1 protein-coding gene is annotated in these 298 nt (G+C 44.6%); it reads left to right on the forward strand.

Annotation, left to right across the window (positions count from 1 at the left end; all coding sequences use genetic code 11):
- Nucleotides 1–28: 28 nt before the first annotated feature.
- Nucleotides 29–298 (forward strand): 6-phosphogluconolactonase (locus FTW16_RS05525; protein WP_146490374.1); only part of this gene is annotated, 270 nt, incomplete at its 3' end.

Consider the following 298-nt stretch of genomic DNA (forward strand, 5'->3'; position numbering starts at 1 on the left):
ACTTAACAGACACGGATTACTGCGAATTATGATCAATCACAAGATCTTTGCAACGCCAGAATTGGTCGTTGAAAACCTAGCAAACGAAATGAAAGCTTACAGTGAACAGGGCAGACCTGTTCATATTTCATTGTCGGGCGGCAGCACGCCAAAAATGCTCTTTAAGCTGTTAGCTCAAGCACCATACGCAGAAGGTATTCAATGGAATAACCTTCATTTTTGGTGGGGCGATGAACGTTGCGTGGCACCAGATGACGCTGAAAGCAACTTCGGTGAAGCGAATGCGTTACTGTTTTCA

Origin of the sequence: Vibrio sp. T20 (assembly GCF_007858795.1) — a bacterium.
In the GTDB taxonomy this organism is placed as follows: Bacteria; Pseudomonadota; Gammaproteobacteria; order Enterobacterales; family Vibrionaceae; genus Vibrio; species Vibrio satsumensis.